Below are 18,158 nucleotides of genomic sequence, written 5' to 3' on the forward strand. Positions count from 1 at the left end.
GGCGGGCTCGGCGCGGCCGCTCCCGGTGTGCCGCGGACGGGCGCGCCCGCACCCGCTGGGCCGGCGCCCGGGTTGACCGCGGACCCGGTCGGGCACCTGCTCCCCCGGCACGCGGACCTGCTCGCGCGGATGGAGCGGCTCGTCGCCGGCGCGCCGCGCGGCGTCCAGGCCCTCGACCACGTGGCCGCGACACCGGAAACGGCCGTGCGCCGGGCGCTGCTGCTGGACGCGCGGTTCTGGCTGCCGGGCGCGCGGCTGCTGTGCGTGGGCGACCACGACCTGACCTCGCTCGCGGTGGCGCTGCTCCGCCCGGAGGTCGAGGTGACGGTGGTGGACATCGACGAGCGCATCCTCGCCTACATCGGCGAGCAGGCCGAGCGGCTCGGCCTCGACGTGCGCACCCGCTGGGCGGATCTGCGTCTCGGCCTGCCGCCCTCGGTCCACGAGTACGCGGACCTGGCCGTCACCGACCCGCCGTACACGCCGGAGGGCATCGGCCTGTTCACCGCCCGCGCCTGCGAAGGGCTGCGGGATGTCGAGCAGGGCCGCGTCCTCCTGGCGTACGGCGCGGGCGAGCGGACACCGATGCTCGCGCTCAAGGTCCAGAGCGCGCTCCATGACCTCAACCTCGCCTATGAGGCGATTTATCCGGACTTCAACCGGTACTTCGGCGCGGAGGCCATCGGCTCGGCCGCCGACATGTACGTCCTGCGCCCGACGACCAAGACCCGGCCCGCCGTGGCGGCGCGCACCGAACGCTTCGCCACCGCGATCTACACGCACGGCCCGCAGTCGGTGGAATCCCACGAGGCGGCGGGAGGCGTGGACGGCGCGGACGGGCTCGCGCGGTTCGCCCCCGGGGTGCTGGTGGGCGACTGGCCCAAGGACCTGCTCCCCAGGACCCCCAGGGCCAAGCTCGCCACCTGGCTCGCCAAGCCGTACGCGGCGGCCCCCGAGCGCGTCGCGATCGCCGTACCGGCCGGGCTGGAGGCCGCGCTGCCCCGGCTGCTGCTGGCGACGAGGGCGCGGCATGTGCGCGCCTACCTGGCAGCACCGCCGGAGGATCTCACGGCGCTGTCCGACCTGCTCTCCCCCGTGTACGCGCTCTCCGCGCACGGCGCCGTCCTCGACGCGACGCGGCTGCCGGCGCCGGGAGAGGAGGAGTCGGGCGAACGGGCCGTTCTCCGCCGGATCCTGGACAACGCGCACGGCAAGCTGGCCAACACCTGGCGCGAGGCGCTGACCAGGCTGCCCGGCGGACCGACCAAGAAGCAGGCCCGCTCGATCGTGGCCGCCGTCGCCCCCTGGTCGGCCGACGTCACTCCGCTCGAACTGCCCGCGCATCGCCTGCGGGAGCTGCCGGCCGCCGTGGCCGCGTCGCTGGTCCAGGCCGAACCGTCCTGAGCCGCCCGGCCCCGGGACGGCCGGCCGATCCCGGCCCGCGGCGGCGGTCACCGCGCCGTCGTCTCTGACGACGGGCACCGCGTCCGGTACGCGCCCGGCCCGGCACCGGGCTACCCGTCGCGCCCGTGCCCGGCCTTCCCGCGTGACGGGGCCGGGCGCGGGCGGCGCCGGTCAGCCGCGCAGCGCGTCGCTCACCAGCCGCCGGGCCTCCTCCTGCACCTGGGCGAGGTGCTCGGCGCCGTGGAACGACTCGGCGTAGATCTTGTACACGTCCTCGGTGCCCGAGGGGCGGGCGGCGAACCACGCGTTGGCGGTGCAGACTTTGAGCCCGCCGATCGGCGCGCCGTTCCCGGGCGCCGTCGTCAGCACCTCGGTGATCGACTCACCCGCCAGGGTGTCGGCGGTGACCTGGCCGGCGGACAGCTTGGACAGCACCGCCTTCTCCTCGCGTGTCGCCGGGGCGTCCACCCGCGCGTACGCCGGGTTGCCGAAGCGGGTGACCAGGTCGGCGTACAACATGCTGGGCGAGCGGCCGGTGACGGCGAGCATCTCGGCGGCGAGCAGGGCCATGATGATGCCGTCCTTGTCGGTGGTCCACACCGAGCCGTCGCGGCGCAGGAACGACGCGCCCGCGCTCTCCTCGCCGCCGAAGCCCAGCGATCCGTCGAGCAGACCGGGGACGAACCACTTGAATCCGACCGGGACCTCGACCAGCCGCCGGCCCAGGTCCGCCGCCACCCGGTCGATCATGCTGCTGCTGACCAGGGTCTTGCCGACTCCGGCCTCCGCCCGCCAGCCGGGCCGGTGGCCGTACAGGTAGGAGATGGCGGCGGCCAGGAAGTGGTTGGGGTTCAGCAGCCCGGCGTCCGGCGTGACGATGCCGTGCCGGTCGGCGTCCGCGTCGTTGCCGGTGGACACGTCGAAGGCGTCCCGGTTCGCGATCAGGGACGCCATCGCGTGCGGCGACGAGCAGTCCATGCGGATCTTGCCGTCCCAGTCGAGGGTCATGAACCGCCAGGTCGGGTCGACGAGCGGGTTCACCACGGTCAGGTCGAGCCGGTGCCGCTCGGCGATCTCCCCCCAGTACGCCACGGACGCGCCGCCGAGCGGGTCGGCGCCGATCCGCACGCCCGCGTTCCTGATCGCGTCAAGGTCGAGCACGGAGCCGAGGTCGTCCACGTACGCGGCCAGGAAGTCGTAGCGGCCGGTCGTCTCCGCCGCGAGGGCCCGCGCGTACGGCACCCGCCTGACCTCCTTCATCCCGCCGGCGATCAGGGCGTTGGCCCGGTCCTGGATCCACGTGGTGGCGTCGGTGTCCGCCGGGCCCCCGTTCGGCGGGTTGTACTTGAAGCCGCCGTCGGAGGGCGGGTTGTGCGACGGGGTGACCACGACGCCGTCCGCCAGGCCGGACGTGCGACCCCGGTTGTGGGTCAGGATGGCGTGCGAGACGGCCGGGGTCGGCGTGTAGCCGTCGCGGCTGTCGATCAGCACGGTCACGCCGTTGGCGGCGAACACCTCGAGCGCCGACACCCGGGCGGGCTCGGACAGGGCGTGCGTGTCCGCGCCGAGGAACAGCGGCCCGTCCACGCCCTTGCTCGCCCTGAACTCGCAGATCGCCTGGCTGGTGGCGAGGATGTGGTCCTCGTTGAAGGCCGCGTTCAGCGCCGATCCGCGGTGCCCCGACGTACCGAAGGCCACCCGCTGCCCCACCTGCCCGGGATCGGGGCGCAGCGCGTAGTACGCCGTGACGAGGCGGGCGACATCGACGAGATCGGACGGCCGGGCGGGCAGTCCCGCGCGCTCATGGGTCATGGCTTCTCACGCTCCTTCAACGCCGGCCCCACCCGGGCCGGCCCACCGGCCTTCAGCGGGCCGCCACGCCGGCCCGCGTGTCGGCCGGTCACAACAGGACACTCACAAGACCTACGGATCAGTCTGCCGCATCGCCACCGGCCGCCCGATGCACGCGCCGCACCCCTGTGGACGAGCCGCTTCTCATCGCACCTGTCCCGGTGCGGGACGGCCCCGGCCGGAGAAGATCGGCAGGCTTTCGAACATACAGTGGACGCGCGGTGCGGCACGATCCTCAAGTTGCGCGTCGATCGGCCTCATAAGTGACAACGTGGAAGCTCCGCCGCCGGACCCGGCCGCGCCCGCACACCGCTCCGCCGTAACTCCCGCGGCTCCCGCGGCTCACCCGCGGACTAATGGCCCGGCCGAGGGACGACGACCGGATGTGAGTGCGCCCCGCCGCCTGCTCGGCGTATTCGAGGGGTCGTCGCCACATAGCCGAGAAAGCCGTGGCATCAGCCCGCCCGCAGGGCCGCCGCCAGCGGTTCCAGCACCGACGGGTGGTAGGGCGGTCGCAGGTAGACGATCGCGAGGTCCGCTCCGGCCTCGGCGAACGCGCGCGCGGCGGCGGCCGTCGCGGCCGGGTCGCCGTCGTGGCGCACCTGACAGGAAATGCGGATGCCGGACGGGAGACGTGTCACCGGCGGGGCGTCATCCCTCGACTCGGGAGGCGCGGCCTCCGGAAGGATGACGCCCCGCCCGGCTCACCAGGTCTTGCCGGCCTGCTCCCGGATCGTACGGTTGATCCGGTTGTAGAAGTTGGTCAGCGCGATCTCCAGGTTGATCGCGGACAGCTGCTTCTCGTCGAAGTGGGCGGCGGCGGCGTCCCAGACCTCGTCGGTCACGCCCGGCGCGCCGTCCTGGATCCGGGTGGCGGCCTCGGCCAGCGCGAGCGCTGCCCGCTCCGCCTCCGTGAAGAACGGCGTCTCGCGCCAGGCGACCACGTTGTGCAGCCGCTCATCGGTCTCTCCATGCTTCTTGGCCGCCGCGACCCCGGCGAAGACGCACGGGCTGCAGCCGTTGATCTGGCTCACCCGCAGGTGGACCAGATCGAGCACGAGCGGGTCCACGCCACCGGTGTGGATCGCCTTGTAGAGGTGCTGGATCGCCGTCGTCACGTCGGCGTTCGCCCGGCTCTTCATGCGTGCTTCCATGGGTTTGCTCCTTCATCGGTTACCTGTGCCCTTCCGGGCCCGTCATCCCCATGACGGAGCAGATCCGAGGAAGGTAACACCATGTCCGAAACCGGCCCGACGGTCCAATTGGCGGAGACGTTCGAGGCCCAGCGCGACCGCCTGCGCGCGGTCGCCTACCGCATGCTCGGATCGCACGCCGACGCCGAGGACGTGGTCCAGGAGGCCTGGCTGCGGCTCTCCCGCCAGGACACCGCGACCATTCACAACTTCGCCGGCTGGCTGACCACCGTCGTCGGCCGGATCAGCCTCGACGTCCTGCGATCGCGCCAGGCCCGCCCCGAGGCGTCATACGACGACCGGCTGCCCGAGCTGGTGGTGACGGTCGACGACGGCCCCGCGCCAGAGGACGACGTGGCGCTCGCGGACTCGGTCGGGCTCGCGCTCCTCGTCGTCCTGCAGTCGCTCGGGCCGAGCGAGCGGCTGGCGTTCGTGCTGCACGACCTGTTCGCGGTGCCGTTCGCCGAGATCGGCCAGATCCTCGGCAGGTCCACCGACGCCACCAAGATGCTCGCCAGCCGCGCCCGCAGGAAGGTGCGGGCGACCGAGCGGGCGGCGGCCGCCGGACGGGAGCAGCGAGAGGTGGTCCACGCCTTCCTGGCGGCGGCCCGCCGCGGCGACTTCGAGGGATTGCTGCGTGTACTCGACCCCGAGGTGAGGCTGACCGTCGACACCCCTGACGGTGTGGTCGTCGCCCTCGGCGCCACCAAGGTCGCCGCCGGCGCGCGGCTGGCCGCCGGAGCGGCCGCACGAGGGCGGGCGGTGCTCGTCAACGGCCTTCCCGGGATCCTGTCCTGGCGGGAGGACGGCGCCCCGCTCTCGGTCATCGCGTTCACCGTCGTCGACGGCCGGATCGCCGGCATCGCGGTCGTGGCCGACCCGGCCAGGCTCGCGTCGATGAACCTGCCGGATCCGGGGTGAGTCGCTGCCGGGGCGAACGCCCCGCTCTCCGGCCGGAGAGCGGGGCCATATCCCTGTCGTTCGGATCAGGCGCCGCAGGCGCAGCCGGTCGCCGCGACTCCCTGGGGCCGGCTGGAGTCGACGGGGGGCTCGTCGTTCCCACAGCAGGCGTCGCCGCTGCTGGTGACGGCGGCGCTCTTGCCGAGGGTGTCGGCGTCGTCCTTGACCACGTAGACCTCCCACGGCTCGGCGCCGGGGCCGTGGACCCACACCTTGTCCTGCAGCGCGTAGCAGCAGGAGGTGTCGTTCTCCTCGAACGTGGCCAGGCCCGCCTCCTTCAGCCGCTCGGTGCCGGCCGTGACCTCGTCGGTGGAGGAGACCTGGACTCCGAGGTGGTCCAGGCGGGTCTCCTGTCCGGCCTCCCCCTCGAACAGCACGAGCTTCAGCGGCGGCTCGGTGATGGCGAAGTTGGCGTATCCCTCCCGGCGCTTGGCCGGTTCGGTGCCGAACAGCTTGGAGTAGAAGGCGATCGAGCCTTCCAGGTCGGAGACGCGCAGGGCGAGCTGGACGCGGGACATCTGGTCCTCCTTGGACGAGTGGGCGAGTGGTGGACGTCCACCACGAGCGCTGTCTAGATGGATGTCTAATCAGAGCCCGCCGTCAGCTTGCAGGCTGATTAGAAGTCCGTCAAGTTAGATGTATGTCGAAACAAGAGTTGCCGGTCCTCCAGCCCCTCGCGAGCGACACCGGCAGCACGGCCTGCTGTACGCCGCCGACCCGTGAACCCCTCGGCCAGGCCGACGCCGAAGAACTGGCCCCACTGTTCAAGGCCATCGCCGACCCGGTACGGCTGCGGCTGCTGTCCCTCATCGCCTGCCATGAGGGCGGCGAAGCGTGCGTGTGCGACCTGACCGACGCCTTCGACCTCACCGGACCGACCATCAGCCATCACCTGAAGGTCCTCCGGAAGGCCGGCTTGATCGACTGCGAGCGGCGCGGCACCTGGGTCTACTACTGGATCAATCCGGCCGTGCTGGAGCGGCTGTCGGCGATCCTGGGCCCGCGCCGCGGCACGTCCTAGACGGCCCGTCGCTCGCGCCGACGCCCGCGGATGGACCCGTCCGCGCGGTCCAGGCGCTCGACGGCCCCGCCGCCCGGCGCGTCCTGGACGGACCAGATGTGAGCCGCGACGTGACAGGAGTGGGGATACGAGCACCACCATGGAGCGAGAGAGCACCGAGTACCTGTACTTCGGCAGCACTGGGCAGCCGCCCAGCGTGGGGGTGGAGGTGGCGTTCCTCGCCGCCGAGGTCCGGCCGACGTCCGGGGACTGGAAGGCCGCGGTCGTGGTGACCTCGGAGCACGCGCTGTGGGCCGACGCTGTGTCGAGCGGTGTGGTCAGGAAGGTCACGACCGATACGTTGGCGAGCCCCAGGAGCGAATGCATTTCCACGCCAACGCGATCATGAGAAGGATCTCTAAGGGGATAATTACATAATGGTGTGAGAGGCTCGTAATACCGGCGCTGATGACACGGTCAGGATGGACCGGGTCATAGAGGATGTCCAACGAATCGCCAGTACCGATTTCTGAGGCATCGATCGAATCCGACACGTTGGTCGTGACGTGGTTCCCGGTGAGCGTGGAGAAGGTCACAGTGACGAGATCCCCCCTATACCGGAAATGCTGTGCATCAACGACCGTTGCCTCGGCCTGAACCCCTCGCGCCAGGATCGTTCTGGTCTGGTTCATCTCGAAGACCGAGAAAATGGTGAGCGCCAGGATGGAGAGCGCGAGCAAGCCGCACGTTGCGGTACCGATCGAGGGGAGTCGCACAAAAGGTTAACGTGGACATTGGCGGACGAAGTTCCTTGGCATCGTCCACTCAACTGTGAGTTATGTTGAGGCGGCCGGCTGGGTCAACTGCGCTCCGGGCCGGTGACCGTCAGCCGATCGTCGCTCGCCATACGCGTCCCGCTGGGCCTCCGACAGGCCGAACTTGGCGTCGCCGGCGTTCTCCAGGCCAAAGCACCATGACCCAGTAGGTGAGGCCGCACCCGGCCACCCACTTCTGATAGCCGCGCTTGCCAGCCAACTCGTACGCCTCGGCGCCTCGGCGTGCAGCGCGCGGAGCAGGGCGCGGAGCAGGGCGCGCACGGCCTCGATCTCGGCCTCGAACCGGTGCAGCCCCTGCCGCAAAGGGCCGAGGGTCTGCTCAGCCTTGGCCGTGTCTCCGGCGAAGATCGCCGCGTCGAAGCGGGCCATCACCTCGGCCAGGTAGTCCGGTTCCCTGGGTATGAGCCGTCTCGGCGCAGAGCGACTCGATATAGGAGACGACCGAGCGTCCCTATCGGATTGCTGCTCCCCTGCCTATCTCTTCACCCGAAGCGCTGCCGGGCCAAGCCTGTACGCGCGTGCGCCCCGTCGCCTGGACGGCGGCGGGGCGCTTTCATGATCGCGCGTCACGCGTGCGTCATGATCTCGGCGGAACGTGGAGTGTCCTGGAGGATTCCCGAAAGGCGTCTCTACGGCTCAGCGGCTATTCCGACGCTCCGAGCTGCTCGATCGCGCCGATCATGAGGTCCCAGAAGCGGTCGCGGTCGAGGATCAGGCCCACGTCGGCGTTGGGCTCCCAGTCCATCCGGCCGTGCAGGTCCGCGACCGTGGCTCCCCTGGTGTACGCGCCCTCGACCTCGATCCGCAGCCCGACCCGGGCGTACGTCATGACCTGGGGGTCGATCAGGTACGCGATGGTGATCGGGTCGTGCAGCGGCGGCGCCTCGAAGCCCCACGCCTGGTGGTAGCTCGACCCGAAGAAGGTGAGCAGTTCCACGCAGACGCGGGCCAGCGGGGTGCCGAGGGCGGAGATGCGGTCGAGCACGTCGGTGGTGACCAGCGCCTGGTGGCTCACGTTGAGCCCCACCCACGTCGTCGGCACGCCGCTGTCCAGGACCTCGGCCGCCGCCTCCGGGTCGGTGACGATGTTGAACTCGGCGTACGGGGTGTGGTTGCCCCGCTCGGTCGAGCCGCCCATGATCACGATCTCGCGGATCCGCTCCCGGTCCCCGGGGTGGCGCCGCAGCAGGGTGGCGATGTTGGTCAGCGGACCGATGGCCACGATCGTGACCGGCTCGTCCGCCGCCGCGAGCGTGTCGTGGATGAGCTCGACACCGTGGCGCGGGTCGAGGGGCACGTCCGGCTCGCCGAACGCCGGGCCGTCCAGCCCGCTCTCCCCGTGCACGTAGTCGCCGATCTCCAGGGTCCCGGCCAGCGGCCGGTCGCACCCGGCCGCGACGGGCACGCCGGTGACCCCCGCCAGGCTGAGCATCCGCCGGGCGTTGAGCGCCGTCTTCTCGACGGTCTGGTTGCCCGCGACGGTGGACACCGCGCGCAGGTCGATCGCCGGGTTCGCCACCGCGAGCAGGATGGCCATGGCGTCGTCATGGCCGGGGTCGCAGTCGAGGATCACCGGGATGGGCACGTCAGATCTCCTTGGCCAGCCAGCGGACGGCGCGGGTGAACAGGGTGGCGTACCCCTCCCACGCCACGAACTCGTCGGGGCACCAGTGCGGCGCGATGTCCGACGCCCAGGCGAGCGTGCGGCCGGCCCCGGCCTCGCGTACGGAGAGCAGCGGGTCGCCGCCGACCGTGGCGAGGAGAGTCGCGTCCTCCGGCACCTCGAAGCGGTTGTACCCGAGCAGGTCGGGCCATTCGGCGGGAAGGCCGGCGGTGATCGGGTGCGAGCCGTCGGCGAGGGCGCCGGGGACGCCCTGCGGGGTCTCCACCCGGTCGTCGTACCGGGAGATCCGGGCGGGCAGCACCCGCTCGACGGCGGTGCCGCTGTAGGCCGCCTTGGACTCGAAGCCCTGGAAGCTCAGGTAGCCGCCCGCCATCGCGAGGCCGCCGCCCTGCTCCACCCAGTTCGCGAGCAGTTCGATCCGGTTGGCGGTCTTGCCGCTGGACAGCCAGGTGTCGGGGTGCAGCAGGATGCTGTTGGCGCCGATGTCGGAGAGCACGACGACGTCGTACGCCGACAGGGCCTCGAGCGTCCCCGGGAACAGCTTGGGCACGTCGTGCGCCGGGAGGTGGTCGACCTCCACGCCGTCGGCGACCAGGACGTCCCGCAGCGGCTCGAAACCGGTGTGGTAGGTCGTCGTGGTGAACGCGTCGAACCCCTTGTAGTGGGTCGAAACGCTCACCCACGATTCGCCGGCGACAAGCACGCGGGTCATGGGGATGTCTCCTTCAGTGGGTGTGGATTGTGTCGGAAGTGTGCCGGTCGCCGGGGGCGGCGGCGGCCTGGAAGAGGTCGCGCGGGTTGTCCACGAGCATCCGCGAGGTGTCCGCGGCGGTCAGCCCGTGGCGGTGCAGGCGCGGTACGAAGTGGGTCAGGATGTGGGCGTAACCGGTGCCGCCGTAGCGGACCAGCATGGTCTTGAGGAACACGTCCTGGGACAGCAGCACCCGGTGGCCCAGCCCGGCGCGGTGCAGCCACGCGATCGCGGCCGCGTTGTCCTCGTCGGACGGGGACTGGCCCTCACCCGGGTAGAGGTAGTCCATGCCGCACATGTCGTAGCCGAGGTACGCGCCCCGGGTGGCGAGCGCGACCTGGTAGTCGCGGTCCCGCCCGCTCGGGTTGAGGTGGGACAGGACGGTGGCCTCGATCAGGCCGCCCTCCTCGGCGATGACGTCGAGCACGCGGAGGCCGTGCCGTACCCACCCGGGAAGGTGGACGGAGAGCGGCACCCGCGTGCGGGCCTGCGCCCGGGCGGCGCCGCGCAGGACCTTCTCCTCCTCGGCGGTGAAGTCCGGGGAGACGCCGATCTCGCCGATGACACCCGCGCGCACTCCGCCGACGCCCTCGGTGAGGTCGCGCTCGATCTCGGCCGCGACGTCCGCGACGCCCATGCCGCGGACCCGTGCCGGGTGGGTGCCCTCCAGGTAGAAGCCGCAGCCCATCACGATGTTCAGGCCGGTGGCGCGGGCGATCGCGGCCAGTTCGGCGGGGGCGCGGCCGAGGCCGTCCGGGGTGACCTCCAGGAGGCTGCGGCCGCCGCGCGCGGCGAACCGCGCCACCTCCTCGATCGCGACGTCGGTGTCGTCGAGGGACACGTTGTCGCGGGAGAGGTACGGGTCGTTGCGCAGCCGGCCGAGGAACTCCATCCGCACGGGCGAGCGGGCGATCAGCCCGCCCTCGGCGTCGCCCTCGGGGGCGGGATGCCAGGCGAGGGCGCCGTCGTTGCGCAGATGCTCGTGGCAGAGCGTGACGCCGAGCTCCTCGACGGGCACCGGGCCGAGCACCGAGGTCACGGTGACCCCGGCGCCACCCGTCCGCGCGCTCATTTCCGCACCGCTCCGAACCTGGCCCAGACCTTGCTGTTGGCGAAGATCGCCAGCAGCAGGATGGCGCCCTGCACGATCTGGACGTAGAACGGCGAGACGTGCAGCAGCACGAGGCCGTTGGCGATGACGCCGAGGGTGAGCGCGCCCAGGATGGTGCCGAGCATGCTGCCCCGGCCGCCGAACAGGCTGGTGCCGCCGAGCACCACGGCGGTGATGACCTCCAGCTCGAAGCCGGAGCCCGCGTTCGAGGAGCCGGAGCTGAGCCGGGTGGCGATCAGCACGCCCGCCAGCGCGGCGGCCAGGCCGGTCAGCACGTAGACGGCCAGCCCGACCTTGCGGGTGTTCACACCGGTGCGGCGCAGCGACTCGCCGTTGGAGCCGAGGCCGATCACGTACCGGCCGAACGGCGTGCGGGTCAGGGTGAGCCAGCCGACCGCCGCGATCACGACGGCGAGGATGACCGGCACCGGGATCCCGGCGACGCGGCCCTGCCCGAGCTGGACGATCCACAGCTCGCCGTCGATCGGGGTGGAGTACCCCTCGGTGGCGCGCAGCGCGGTGCCGCGCATGATCGACAACATGGCCAGGGTGACGATGAACGGCGGGATGTTCTGGTACGACGAGAACCAGCCGTTGACGAAGCCGATCAGCGCGCCGAGCGCGAGGATGGCGACCAGCGCCAGCGTCGGGTCCCAGCCGTGTTGCAGCACGATCGCCAGCAGCGACCCCGACAGCGCGACCGTGGACCCGACCGACAGGTCGATGCCGGACGTGCTGATCACGAACGTCATCGCGATCGCGACGATCAGCGTGGGCGAGATCTGCCGCAGCAGGTTGAGGATGTTGCCGGTGGTGGCGAACCGGTCGGCGGAGAACGCGAAGAAGATCAGCAGGACGACCAGCACCACGCCGATCGCGATCGTCTGCGCGTGCTTGCCGATGTGGGCGTTGGCGCGGGCCGACCTCGTGGTCACGACCCGCTCGCTGACGGCCGCGCCGCCGCCCCGTTCGCTCGTGGTGGTCCGCTCGCTGGTGGTCACCGTCGCGCTCCCTCGGTCGTGTCGTTCTCCCGCCGCCCGTCGCCGGCCGCCGCGTCGCCGGCGCCGGGGTCGATCTGGTCGTGGGCGACGATCTCGGAGACGAGCCGCTCCAGGCTGGTGGCCCTGGCGTCGAGGTCGGCCCGCAGGGTGCCCTCGTACATGACGCAGAGCCGGTCGCAGACCCGGAACAGGTCCTGCAGGCGGTGCGTGATCAGGATGACCGAGACACCCTGCGCGGAGACCGTCTTGATCAGTTCGAGCACGGTCTCGACCTCGGCGACGGCGAGCGCCGCCGTGGGCTCGTCGAGGATGAGCAGCTTGGGGCCGAACGTCACCGCGCGGGCGATGGCCACGGCCTGGCGCTGCCCTCCGGACAGGCCGCCCACGGGGATGTCCGTGAGCGGGATCCGGATGTTCAGCGCGTCGAGGTGGCGGCGGGCGTCCCTGTGCATCTGCGCGACGTCGAGCAGCAGGCCGCCCGCCTTGCGCGGCTCGCGGCCGAGGAACAGGTTGCCTGCCACGTCGATGTCGTCGCAGAGGGCGAGATCCTGGTACACCATCTCGATGCCCAGCTCGCGCGCGTCGCGCGGTGTGGAGAACGAGACGGGACGTCCGTCGAACACGATCTCGCCGGAGTCCGGCACGACCGCGCCCGCGAGCACCTTCATCAGGGTGGACTTGCCGGCGGCGTTGTCGCCGACGAGCCCGATCACCTCGCCGGGTCCGACGCGCAGGGTCACTCCGCGCAGCGCGTCGACCATTCCGTAGCGCTTGCGGATGTCGCGCATCACCACGCGGTCGACCGTGCTGTCGGCACTGGTCACGGGTTTCACCTCCTCCGCCTTCCGGTACGGGGTCGCCTCGTCGCTCACTTGAAGGTGGCCCGGTACTGGTCGACGTTGTCCTTGGTCACGATCGTCACGGGAACGTCGATCTTCTTCTTGGGCTCGGCGCCGCCGACGAGGGCCTTGGCCTCCTTGACCGCCTCGTAGCCCTCGGTCTTCGGGTCCTGCTGGACGACACCGGCGACGAAGCCGGCGTCGATGCCGCTGATCGCCTCCTTCGTGAGGTCCCAGCCGAAGACCTTGACGCGGTCGCCGGCGTTCTGCGACTTCACGGCGGCCACGGTGCCGAGGAGGGCGGGCTCGCCGGTGGCGTACACGACGTTCATGTCGGAGCGGGAGGTGAGCAGGTTCTCGGCGGCCGTCATGGCGGCCTCCTGCTTGTTCTGCCCGTCAACCGTCTGCACGATCTTCGCGCCCGCGCCCTCGACCGTCTTGACGAAGTCGTCCTTGCGGATGTTCTGGATGAACGAGTTGAGCGCGCCGACGACGCCGATCTTGGGCGCGGAGAGGTTCTGCGCCTTGGCCCAGTCGTTGACGAACGCGCCGGCCTGCTGGGCGGCGGCGGCGTTGTCCACGCCGACCTGGGTGTCGACGGACGGGCTGTCCACGATGGCGTCGACCGCGACGACCTTCAGCCCCGCGTCCTTGGCGATCTTGACGGCGGGCTTGATGCCCTCGACGTCGATGGCGACCACGACGACGGCGTCGAACTGCTGCTGGACGAAGTTGTCGATCGCCTCGTTCTGCTTGGCCGGGTCGTCGTTGGCGTTGAAGATCGTCAGATCGACGCCGGCCTCCTTCGCCGCCTGCTGGGCGCCGGCGTTCATCTCGTTGAAGAAGATCGCCTGCTGGTTGATCTGGACCAGGCCGACCCTCGGCTTGTCTCCGCCGCCCGAGGCCGCGGAACCGGAGTCGTCCGTGCCACCGCACGCGGCGGCCAGCAGGCCGGTCGCGAGGAGTGCGGTCGCCGTGGTCATGCGGGTGAGTCGAATGGATCGTGCCATCGGACCAAGCCTTTCGGGGGCCGCTCCAAAGGAGCCGCAAGGTAAAAACGTGGGGAGTGTGGTAATCGATTACCAATTTCTGGGATGCTAGCGAGCAGCACAAACGGGCGTCAAGGTGACGTAAGCCCCAGAACGATCTATCGTTTTGCTGAACAGATCAGTGAGGCAGCTCACAGATCGACGAAGAGCCGTCACGAGTGGACCGGACAGGGAAAACGATTACACGGTGATGACACAGTGATGACAGCATGGGCGTGACAATCCACGATGTCGCCAGGGCGGCCGGGGTCTCCGTGGCCTCCGCCTCCCGCGCCCTCTCCGGCCGCCGCAAGGTCACCCCGGAGATCGCCGAGCGCGTCGAGCGCGCCGCCGCCGAGCTGGGCTACCGGCCGAACGCGGTGGCCAAGGCGCTGCGCGACCAGACCACGGGCACGATCGGCATGATCGTCCCCGGCATCGGCAACCCGTTCTTCACCACCATCGTCGAGGCGGTCGAGAGCCGGCTCCAGGAGACCGGGCGCGACCTGCTCCTCTGCGCGTCGCGGTACCGGCCGGACCTCGAGGCCAGGCGGCTGGAGACCCTGCTCGCCCGGAGGGTGGACGGCCTCATCATCAGTCCGTGCGACATCGAGGCCAGCGTGCCCGCCGTGCTCAACGCGGCGCGGCGCGTCCCCCTCGTCCAGGTCGACCGGTACATCGAGGGCGGCGGAGCCGACTGGGTGGGCGTGGACGACGACTCCGCGCTGGCCCAGGCGGTCGACCACGTGGTGCGGGGAGGCGCGCGGCTGGTGACGTTCGTGGGCAGCCGCCTGATGAACTCGTCGGCCAGGTCCCGCCTGTCCGGCTTCGAGCGCGCCGCCGCCCGGGCCGGGGTGGACGCCACGCCTCCGCTGCTCGGCGAGTTCACCCTGGAATGGGGCGTCGAGGCGGGCCGCCTGCTCCTCGACGGCGGCGCCATGCCCGACGCGGTGGTCTGTGGAAACGACGAGATAGCCGTGGGCCTGGTGCGGGCGCTCCGGACGGGCGGCGTCCGGGTGCCCGACGACGTCTCCGTCGTGGGCTTCGACGACGTCGGTCACGCCTCGATGTGCGACCCCCCGCTCACCACCGTCCGCCAGCCGGTCGAGGAGATGGCGGCCGAGGCGGTGCGCCTGCTCGGCCAGGTCCGGGTGAGCGATCCGCGCCCCGCCCAGCGCATCGCCATCGCCCCCCGGCTCGTCGTACGGGAGACCAGCCGCCCGGTGCCCGCCGGCGGCGGCGAAGTAAGCGTGAACGGAAGGGGAACCGCGTGAACGAGGCGGTGCAGCTGGCCCGCGAGCTGATCAGGATCGACTCCGTGGGCGGCGGCGAGGCGGCGGTCGCCGGGCCGCTCGCCCGGCGCCTGTCGGAGGCGGGTTTCGACGTACGGGAGCACCGCTACGCGCCGGGGCGCACCGGTCTGGTGGCCCGGTGGGGGTCCGGCACGCCGGTCGTGCTGACCGGGCATCTCGACACGGTGCCGCTGGGCGGCCGGGCGTGGGAGCATGATCCGCACGCCGCCGAGGTGGACGGCGACCGCCTCTACGGGCGCGGCTCCAGCGACATGAAGGCCGGGGTGGCCGCGCTCGTCGTCGCCGCCGAACGGCACGTGCGCGGATCGGGTCCCCGGGCCGCGCTGGAGATCGTCCTCACCGCGGGCGAGGAGACCGGGTGCGAGGGCGCGATCGACATGATCGCCCAGGGGATGGTGGGCAGGGCGCGGGCGCTTCTGGTGGCCGAGCCGACCGCCAACCGGGCCCTGCTCGGGCACAAGGGCGCCCTGTGGCTCAGGGCGGTCGCCCGCGGCCGCACCGCGCACGGGTCGATGCCGCACCTGGGCGACAACGCCGTCTACAAGCTGGCCCGCGCGATCGGGGCGGTGGAGCGGTTCGACCCCGGCGTGCCGGCCCACCCGTGGCTCGGCGCGCCGACCGCGAACGTCGGCACGGTGCGCGGCGGGATCAACGTCAACTCCGTGCCCGACCTGGCCGAGGCCACCGTGGACATGCGCACCGTCGCCGGCCAGGACCACGCCGAGCTGCGCGAGCGGCTGGGCCGCGCCGTCGGCGAGGAGACCGCGCTCGAGGTGCTGACCGACCTGCCCGCCGTGTGGACCGACCCGGACGACGACGTCGTCCAGGCGCTGCTCGCGGCGGGGGCCGCGCCGCCGGGCGACCGGCCGGCCGCCAGCTACTTCACCGACGCCTCGGTGCTGGTCGCCGCCTGCGGCGGAGCGCCGGCCGTGATCTGCGGTCCGGGCGAGCCCGAGCAGGCGCACGTCACCGACGAGTACTGCGTGATCCCGCGCATCGAGGAGGCCGTCGAGATCTACACCGGCGCGCTGGCCCGGCTCGCCCCCTGACCCGGCCTCCCGGGCGGGCGTCCGGCATGGGCGCGGGCGGAAAAGGTGATCCGCCGCCCAAGCCTGGCGCCGGAACGGCACGGCTCCGGAGGGAACGCCCGGCCGGGTGGTACAAAGACGGCATCTCCCGTCCGCCGTAGGCGAGGGTCCGCCCCGGCGCGCCTCCCCCGCGCCGAACCTGCCGGAGCCCGCCGGAGGACGGCGGGACGGGCGCCGGGCGCGGACTGTGGGGAGGCGGGTTTGAGCGAGTTGCTGGTGCTCGCCGCACGGGCGCTCTGCGGCGGCCTCTTCGTCATGGCGTTCGCGCTGATCGGCGAGCTCGTCACACCGAAGCAGTTCGCGGGGATCTTCTCCGCCGCGCCCGCCGTCGCCCTCGCCGGCATGACGCTCACGATGACGGTCCAGGGTGACGTGCCGGTCGCGGAGTCCGCTCTCGGGATGATCGCCGGCTCGGTCGCGCTCGTGGCCTACTGCGCCTCTGCGGTCCCCCTGGTCACGCGCCTGGGCGTGCTGCTCGGCACGATCATCGCGCTCGTGACCTGGGGCGCGACGGCCGCCGTCTGCCGCGCGCTGATCGCGGGGCTGGCATGAGCCCCTCCGCGCGGATCCGCGTCCAGCCGTCGCGGCTGAAGAAGGTCACCAAGCGCGAGATGGCGGTGCGGTTCGTCTTCGGCGCGGTGATCTCGGTGGTCGCCGCGCTGATCGGCCGCCGCTGGGGCGGGGTCACCGGCGGGGTGTTCCTCGCGTTCCCCGCCATCCTCGCCGCGACGCTCACCCTGATCCAGCACGAGGAGCACAAGCGGGCGCCGGCCGTCCAGGACGCGCGGGGCGCGATGCTGGGCGCGGTCGGCATGGTCGCCTACGCCGCCTGCGTCTGGGTGCTGGCGCCCCGGATCCCGGCGCACTTCGCTCTCCTGGCCGGGCTCGGCGTCTGGGCGGCCGTCTCCGCCGCGCTGTACTTCCTCGTCTGGGTCGGCTTCGGCCACCGCCGCTCCGGGTCCGGCCGCTGAAGAGGGCCCCGGTGAGACCCGCGGAAGGTGGAGGGCGCCGGGAGGGTCGTTCGCGGGCGGCTCCTCCCCCGGGTCGCCCATCACATGGGCAAGGGCAGAGCTTCCGATGTCACGCGTCCCGGCCCGCGCGTCGAGTGTTGACCACCGGGGTGCCCACAGGCGCCCAAAAATTTTACTCAAATCCCCATGATCCGTCAAAGAAAGTGTCAATTTGGCGGTTAACCTGTGGGAATGCACAACGGGAAAGTTCGACTCTCCGTCTGCGCAGCACTCCTCACCTTCGCCGCCGGGCTCGCCACGCCCGCGGTCGCGCAGGCCACTCCGACACGGATTCCGGTCACCGAGACCGCGTACAACACTCCGAACGTCTACGGGCGGGCGGCATATCTGATCGACGCCTCGACCGGCAAGGTCGAGCTCAGCAAGGACGCCACCGAGCGCATGCCGGTGGCCAGCCTCACCAAGGTCATGACGGCGTACGTCGTCCTGAAGGAAGCCAAGCTCACCGACAAGGTCACGATCACCTCGGCCGACGTCCGGCACGCCGACGACAACGACGGCACCAGCGCCGACCTGCGCGCCGGCGACCGGGTCCAGGTCAAGGACCTGCTGTACGGCCTGATGCTGCCGTCCGGCGCGGACGCCGCGCACGCCCTCGCCCGCACGTACGGCCCCGGCCTGGACGGGTTCGTCCGCAAGATGAACTCCACCGCCAAGCAGCTCGGCATGAAGGACAGCCTCTACGTGAACGCCGACGGCCTGCCCATGGCCGGCGGCGACGGCTACTCGACCGCGAAGGACCAGGCCCGGCTCGCCGAGGCGGCGCTCCGCATCCCCGCGTTCACCGCCGTCACCTCCTCGCAGAGCCACTACGTCCCGAGCAACGGCGAGCACCGCTCCTACACCTGGGTCAACACCAACAAGATGCTCGGCACCCCGGGCGCGCTCGGCGTCAAGACCGGCTTCACCCGGGCCGCGGGTTACTGCCTGACGTTCGCCGCCGACCGTGACGGCCACCGGCTGATCGGCGTCATCCTCGGCGAGTCCGCCTCCAACCGGCGGTTCGACACCGCCCAGAACCTGCTGAGCTGGGCCGTCAAGGCGTAATCCGCGCCCAGGCGTGGTCCGGGCTTCGGCGACGACATCCAGGCGAGGCGTCGCCGGGTGCCCCTTTCATGGGGGCCCCGG

At 71.6% G+C, this 18,158-nt stretch carries 20 protein-coding genes; 8 read left to right on the forward strand and 12 right to left on the reverse strand.

What is annotated here, in order from left to right:
* A partial coding sequence (locus AWQ70_RS18210; protein WP_157530158.1) for a bis-aminopropyl spermidine synthase family protein occupies positions 1-1,404 on the forward strand: 1,404 nt, incomplete at its 5' end.
* 171 nt (positions 1,405-1,575) lie between these two features.
* Here the strand turns inward: AWQ70_RS18210 and pgm are convergent.
* The 3 genes from pgm to AWQ70_RS18220 all read right to left on the reverse strand — a co-directional run bounded on the left by pgm (position 1,576) and on the right by AWQ70_RS18220 (position 4,409).
* Positions 1,576-3,216 (reverse strand): phosphoglucomutase (alpha-D-glucose-1,6-bisphosphate-dependent), encoded by a 1,641-nt coding sequence (gene pgm, locus AWQ70_RS18215; RefSeq protein WP_067177577.1) that lies wholly within the window; start codon positions 3,214-3,216, stop codon positions 1,576-1,578.
* Positions 3,217-3,710: 494 nt separating this feature from the next.
* Positions 3,711-3,896: a hypothetical protein gene (locus AWQ70_RS39025; RefSeq protein ID WP_157530159.1), complete on the reverse strand. Its 186-nt coding sequence runs from the start codon at positions 3,894-3,896 to the stop codon at positions 3,711-3,713.
* A 63-nt stretch (positions 3,897-3,959) separates the two neighbouring features.
* Complete coding sequence (locus AWQ70_RS18220) at positions 3,960-4,409, reverse strand: carboxymuconolactone decarboxylase family protein (RefSeq protein ID WP_067177579.1); 450 nt, start codon at positions 4,407-4,409, stop codon at positions 3,960-3,962.
* An 81-nt stretch (positions 4,410-4,490) separates the two neighbouring features.
* Here AWQ70_RS18220 and AWQ70_RS18225 point away from each other — a divergent pair, with 81 nt between their 5' ends.
* Positions 4,491-5,369 carry a sigma-70 family RNA polymerase sigma factor gene (locus AWQ70_RS18225; RefSeq protein WP_067177581.1) on the forward strand — a complete coding sequence of 293 codons (879 nt, stop codon included), beginning with the start codon at positions 4,491-4,493 and terminating at the stop codon, positions 5,367-5,369.
* A 65-nt stretch (positions 5,370-5,434) separates the two neighbouring features.
* On the opposite strand, the gene AWQ70_RS18230 is transcribed toward AWQ70_RS18225, so the two are convergent.
* On the reverse strand, positions 5,435-5,926 hold the full coding sequence (locus AWQ70_RS18230; RefSeq protein WP_067177582.1) for an ArsI/CadI family heavy metal resistance metalloenzyme: 492 nt from the start codon (positions 5,924-5,926) through the stop codon (positions 5,435-5,437).
* Positions 5,927-6,048: 122 nt separating this feature from the next.
* On the opposite strand from AWQ70_RS18230, the gene AWQ70_RS18235 reads away from it, so the two are divergent.
* A complete protein-coding gene (locus AWQ70_RS18235; RefSeq protein WP_067177585.1) occupies positions 6,049-6,429 on the forward strand; it encodes an ArsR/SmtB family transcription factor in 381 nt (126 codons plus the stop codon).
* Between the two features lie 326 nt (positions 6,430-6,755).
* Here AWQ70_RS18235 and AWQ70_RS18240 read toward each other — a convergent pair whose 3' ends face one another.
* The 8 genes from AWQ70_RS18240 to AWQ70_RS18275 form a co-directional block, all read right to left on the reverse strand.
* Entirely contained in the window at positions 6,756-7,184 is a 429-nt protein-coding gene (locus tag AWQ70_RS18240; RefSeq protein WP_067177587.1) for a DUF3592 domain-containing protein, read from the reverse strand.
* Positions 7,185-7,244: 60 nt separating this feature from the next.
* Positions 7,245-7,613: a hypothetical protein gene (locus tag AWQ70_RS18245; RefSeq protein WP_157530160.1), complete on the reverse strand. Its 369-nt coding sequence runs from the start codon at positions 7,611-7,613 to the stop codon at positions 7,245-7,247.
* Positions 7,614-7,887: 274 nt separating this feature from the next.
* On the reverse strand, positions 7,888-8,829 hold the full coding sequence (locus AWQ70_RS18250; protein WP_084517334.1) for a nucleoside hydrolase: 942 nt from the start codon (positions 8,827-8,829) through the stop codon (positions 7,888-7,890).
* A gap of 1 nt (position 8,830) precedes the next feature.
* Positions 8,831-9,580, reverse strand: a complete 750-nt coding sequence (locus AWQ70_RS18255; protein WP_067177592.1) for a glutamine amidotransferase — start codon at positions 9,578-9,580, stop codon at positions 8,831-8,833.
* A 13-nt stretch (positions 9,581-9,593) separates the two neighbouring features.
* Positions 9,594-10,691, reverse strand: a complete 1,098-nt coding sequence (locus AWQ70_RS18260) for a phosphotriesterase family protein (RefSeq protein ID WP_067177595.1) — start codon at positions 10,689-10,691, stop codon at positions 9,594-9,596.
* Entirely contained in the window at positions 10,688-11,731 is a 1,044-nt protein-coding gene (locus AWQ70_RS18265; RefSeq protein WP_218004577.1) for an ABC transporter permease, read from the reverse strand. The genes AWQ70_RS18260 and AWQ70_RS18265 overlap by 4 nt, the downstream gene beginning before the upstream one ends.
* Entirely contained in the window at positions 11,728-12,555 is an 828-nt protein-coding gene (locus tag AWQ70_RS18270; protein WP_245647027.1) for an ATP-binding cassette domain-containing protein, read from the reverse strand. The genes AWQ70_RS18265 and AWQ70_RS18270 overlap by 4 nt, the downstream gene beginning before the upstream one ends.
* Positions 12,556-12,599: 44 nt before the next feature.
* On the reverse strand, positions 12,600-13,553 hold the full coding sequence (locus AWQ70_RS18275; RefSeq protein ID WP_067177597.1) for a substrate-binding domain-containing protein: 954 nt from the start codon (positions 13,551-13,553) through the stop codon (positions 12,600-12,602).
* A gap of 275 nt (positions 13,554-13,828) precedes the next feature.
* Here AWQ70_RS18275 and AWQ70_RS18280 point away from each other — a divergent pair, with 275 nt between their 5' ends.
* The 5 genes from AWQ70_RS18280 (at position 13,829) to AWQ70_RS18300 (ending at position 18,077) form a co-directional block, all read left to right on the forward strand.
* Positions 13,829-14,872 (forward strand): LacI family DNA-binding transcriptional regulator, encoded by a 1,044-nt coding sequence (locus tag AWQ70_RS18280; protein ID WP_067177599.1) that lies wholly within the window; start codon positions 13,829-13,831, stop codon positions 14,870-14,872.
* Positions 14,869-15,960: a M20 family metallopeptidase gene (locus AWQ70_RS18285; protein WP_067177601.1), complete on the forward strand. Its 1,092-nt coding sequence runs from the start codon at positions 14,869-14,871 to the stop codon at positions 15,958-15,960. The genes AWQ70_RS18280 and AWQ70_RS18285 overlap by 4 nt, the downstream gene beginning before the upstream one ends.
* Before the next feature lie 240 nt (positions 15,961-16,200).
* Positions 16,201-16,551: a DUF3147 family protein gene (locus AWQ70_RS18290; RefSeq protein WP_067177603.1), complete on the forward strand. Its 351-nt coding sequence runs from the start codon at positions 16,201-16,203 to the stop codon at positions 16,549-16,551.
* A complete protein-coding gene (locus AWQ70_RS18295; RefSeq protein WP_067177605.1) occupies positions 16,548-16,970 on the forward strand; it encodes a DUF3147 family protein in 423 nt (140 codons plus the stop codon). Before AWQ70_RS18290 ends, AWQ70_RS18295 begins: the two co-directional genes overlap by 4 nt.
* 231 nt (positions 16,971-17,201) lie before the next feature.
* A complete protein-coding gene (locus AWQ70_RS18300) occupies positions 17,202-18,077 on the forward strand; it encodes a D-alanyl-D-alanine carboxypeptidase family protein (RefSeq protein WP_067178017.1) in 876 nt (291 codons plus the stop codon).
* Positions 18,078-18,158: the final 81 nt, after the last annotated feature.

Origin of the sequence: Microtetraspora niveoalba, from assembly GCF_001570405.1 — a bacterium.
GTDB classification, from domain to species: domain Bacteria; phylum Actinomycetota; class Actinomycetes; order Streptosporangiales; family Streptosporangiaceae; genus Microtetraspora; species Microtetraspora niveoalba.

Excerpts from the sequence above, each read along its gene's own strand:
- pgm (WP_067177577.1), bottom strand. The coding sequence starts at position 3,216 with ATGACCCATGAGCGCGCGGGACTGCCCGCCCGGCCGTCCGATCTCGTC.
- AWQ70_RS18220 (WP_067177579.1), bottom strand. The coding sequence starts at position 4,409 with ATGGAAGCACGCATGAAGAGCCGGGCGAACGCCGACGTGACGACGGCG.
- AWQ70_RS18225 (WP_067177581.1), top strand. The coding sequence starts at position 4,491 with ATGTCCGAAACCGGCCCGACGGTCCAATTGGCGGAGACGTTCGAGGCC.
- AWQ70_RS18230 (WP_067177582.1), bottom strand. The coding sequence starts at position 5,926 with ATGTCCCGCGTCCAGCTCGCCCTGCGCGTCTCCGACCTGGAAGGCTCG.
- AWQ70_RS18235 (WP_067177585.1), top strand. The coding sequence starts at position 6,049 with ATGTCGAAACAAGAGTTGCCGGTCCTCCAGCCCCTCGCGAGCGACACC.
- AWQ70_RS18245 (WP_157530160.1), bottom strand. The coding sequence starts at position 7,613 with ATGGCCCGCTTCGACGCGGCGATCTTCGCCGGAGACACGGCCAAGGCT.
- AWQ70_RS18255 (WP_067177592.1), bottom strand. The coding sequence starts at position 9,580 with ATGACCCGCGTGCTTGTCGCCGGCGAATCGTGGGTGAGCGTTTCGACC.
- AWQ70_RS18260 (WP_067177595.1), bottom strand. The coding sequence starts at position 10,691 with ATGAGCGCGCGGACGGGTGGCGCCGGGGTCACCGTGACCTCGGTGCTC.
- AWQ70_RS18275 (WP_067177597.1), bottom strand. The coding sequence starts at position 13,553 with ATGACCACGGCGACCGCACTCCTCGCGACCGGCCTGCTGGCCGCCGCG.
- AWQ70_RS18280 (WP_067177599.1), top strand. The coding sequence starts at position 13,829 with ATGGGCGTGACAATCCACGATGTCGCCAGGGCGGCCGGGGTCTCCGTG.
- AWQ70_RS18295 (WP_067177605.1), top strand. The coding sequence starts at position 16,548 with ATGAGCCCCTCCGCGCGGATCCGCGTCCAGCCGTCGCGGCTGAAGAAG.
- AWQ70_RS18300 (WP_067178017.1), top strand. The coding sequence starts at position 17,202 with ATGCACAACGGGAAAGTTCGACTCTCCGTCTGCGCAGCACTCCTCACC.